The sequence below is a fragment of the Kitasatospora sp. NPDC004669 genome (genome assembly GCF_040609455.1).
Taxonomy (GTDB): Bacteria; Actinomycetota; Actinomycetes; order Streptomycetales; family Streptomycetaceae; genus Kitasatospora.
The window spans coordinates 1-2,490 of sequence record NZ_JBEXKB010000196.1 but is presented as its reverse complement, the minus strand read 5'-3'; the positions used below and the strand labels follow the sequence as shown (position 1 = coordinate 2,490).

Sequence of the window (2,490 nt, the reverse complement as noted above, 5' to 3'; positions counted from 1 at the left end):
GCAGGCCTCCTACGAGCCCTTCACCCGCCCGCTCGACCTCCTCGGCATCGCCTGACCAGCACACTCACAAGATCACCGGACTTTGCAACAGCCCTATGCACAGGGGTCTGGCTCGTCCAGCCAGTGGATCTCGGCCTTGGAGTCCCCGTCGAACGGGACCCCCTCGGTGGCCCTTCGAGACAACCACTCGCCGCACCAGGAGACGAATGAGCTCCCGCCGGAACTCGTGGCCGGCCTTTACGCACGCTTTCCGAATGCTCTCGTCCTCCAGGAGCCAGCTGATATCGAGGCGCCTCGGCGTCGCGCCGGCCACCCGCTGCTTCGCAGTGGAGCGATTCAGCCGGGAAACGTGAAGACGGCCCCATCGGGAGCAACCCAAGGCACCGGGTAAGACTCGACCGATAGGGCCGTCAGATTGCGCGGGCGCCGGTGCCTCGGCGCGTCTCCTGATGTGTACAACTGCGACGGGTAACACCGCGTCAGCCTCCCACCTCAGGGGACCAGCGCCGCCGGCGAGTTGGCCACGCCGAGTGAGGGGCAGAAAAGTCGCCCCTCCCCTAACTCCCTACAAGCGCATAGGGTTTAGCAAAGGGACATCTTTGGCCCGCTCTAACCTAGGGTTCTTGCAGGGCTGCGCCCCGCGCCACCCGAGCGTGATCCACTAGCCACGCTCAGTATTCGCATGCAAAACCATAGTGCCGCGAAGGGCGCACGCCCGGCGGACCTTGATCCGTTGAACGTGCGCCCTGGTCCCGCTATGTGATGCGCTATCAGGCAGTGGTCGACGTAGGATCCTGGGGCGCCCACGGGTCCGGCTGATCAAGCCAGTGGATTTCCACGCGGGCCGGGTCGAACCGGTTGTCTCCCCGGGTGCCCCTGGCAACGACCAGGCGCCGTATGACCAATCGGAGCAGATCCCGCCGTAGTGCGTGGTCCGCGTTCTCCCACGCCTCGCTGATCTGTTCGTGTTCCAGTAGCCACTCGATGTCGAGCTTCTTCGGGGCCAACTCCGCCACGCGATCCAGGGCCGTCTGGAGGGCTACGCGCGCCTCGGCTTGAATACGGGGCAAGTGGACATCGAACGGCGGGTCGTACATCCCCGCCGCCTGCTGCTCTGCGATGCGCTGTACACGCTGCTCGGCAGCCTTCTGAGCAGCCAGGGCGTCGGACAGCTCCTCAGCCGTCTCCGGGTCTTGTAGGCCCGCGTAACGCTCCGCGGCGATCCATAGAAGAGGGTCGGTCACGTCTCCGGCGTTCATGCGGTCGAACCACGCCGACGTGACGTGTTTCTCCAGCGTCGTCCGCGTGACGCTCACCGGGTCCGGGCAGGATTTCCCCGCCCCGTGCTTCGCGCACACGTGACTCCGCCCACCGCTTGCAGCACCCTTACAGCCCCGGCACCGGGTGATGTCGGTCAGAAGGTGGTACTTGTTGCTGCTCGGCTGCTCCTCGTACCTCAGGTGCCCTCGCAGTGCGGCACGGGCCTTCCGGACGATCTCCGGTGGTATCGGCTTGGCACCCTCAGCAAGCACGCTGATGCGTTCGCCGGTGACAGGGTGCCGGTAGACCGCGTCCTCGCCCGTGACGGCCCCCTGCGCCACGCTTACTTGCCACCCCTCGTATACCGGGCGCCGGATCATTTTCGAGATGGTGGACGCCTGCCACTCCCCGCCGCCAGGCGACGGGATTGGAGACCGCCCGGAGTTGAGTGCGCGCCCCAGCATGCGGGCGGGCACGCCCAGGGCGACGGACTCAAAGATGTGCTCCACGTAGCGCCACGTGTCCGCGCTGTTCTTGAGCTTCCGCGTGTCCAGTCCGTCGAGCTCAAAGCCGTAGGGCAGTCTGCCGAGCCACTTCCCGGCATTTCGTTGCGTGGCCTTGGTGGCGGTCAGGTTGAAGCTCAGACGCTGCGAGAACTCGCGCGCCTGCTCGGCCCGATCGATGATCCACCGCCGGTCGCGCTCAATCGAGCTGTCCAGGCCCTCGTAGTCGAAGATGACCCTGGCCTTGCCGAGGATAGGCACGATCTCGTCCGCCCCCTTGCGGGTAAAGCGGTCCAGGAACGCGCACCACAGGATCGGCACATCTCCGGCCAGCACGGAGGACACAGCCTTGTCGAACTCGGGCCGCTTCACGTCCGACCATGCCGACAGGTTGTCCACCCAGACTTCCCGGACCCGCTTTCCGTCCTTGGCCGCCCATGCCCGACCTAGTTCCTCTTGGGTCTGCACAGAGAGAAGATCGCGCGGGTCCTCCGTGCGGATCTTCTTGGACTTGCGCAGGTAAGAGGTCAACCTCTTCCATGTCGGGCATCGGGTCTATGTGGCGCATTGGTCGAGTCGCCCATATCGAACAAACCGGCAGGTCAAGGGGCATGCTTAGGTGTCCACTCGATCGACCAGTACGACCTCGGGATGGAGTACGTCGGCTACGTCGAGCCGGGCGGCTACGACCGGGTGGTGTTCCGCGGCGACCCGGCCACCCGCGAGT

The 2,490-nt window shown here is 65.6% G+C and carries 1 protein-coding gene; it reads right to left on the bottom strand.

Features of this window, described 5'->3' with window-relative positions; genetic code table 11:
• Positions 1-770 precede the first annotated feature (770 nt).
• On the bottom strand, positions 771-2,294 hold the full coding sequence (locus ABZW30_RS46810) for a recombinase family protein (RefSeq protein ID WP_355677463.1): 1,524 nt from the start codon (positions 2,292-2,294) through the stop codon (positions 771-773).
• Between the last annotated feature and the right edge of the window lie 196 nt (positions 2,295-2,490).